At 35.5% G+C, this 279-nt stretch carries 1 protein-coding gene; it reads left to right on the top strand.

Annotation, left to right across the window (positions count from 1 at the left end; translation table 11 throughout):
* Positions 1–63: 63 nt before the first annotated feature.
* Positions 64–279, top strand: a 216-nt coding sequence (locus R2R70_RS19820; RefSeq protein WP_410978872.1) for a hypothetical protein, incomplete at its 3' end; no start/stop codon positions are given.

The following is a 279-nucleotide window of genomic DNA, read 5'->3' as shown; positions in this document are numbered from 1 at the left end:
AATTTAATTAGTAATCAGTAAATAAGCTGACCGGCCATGGATGGCTATTTTAAGGATACAAATATGAAATCACCTCTAGTAAACCTGATGATTACATTAAGCTTAGTGTGCTCATTTGAGCTTTTTGCAGCAGCTTATACACCTAATGACAACGACGTAATAGCAGTCACTAAATCGGATTTAACTGCCTCACTATCGATAAATGAAATAGAAAATCTTGTCAATAAAAGTCAATTCGTTGGACAAACGGAGCATATGCAAGGGATACTCAAAAACAGG

This window comes from Cobetia sp. SIMBA_158 (genome assembly GCF_046566945.1).
GTDB classification, from domain to species: domain Bacteria; phylum Pseudomonadota; class Gammaproteobacteria; order Pseudomonadales; family Halomonadaceae; genus Cobetia; species Cobetia amphilecti.
This window is presented reverse-complemented; position numbering and strand designations above follow the sequence as displayed.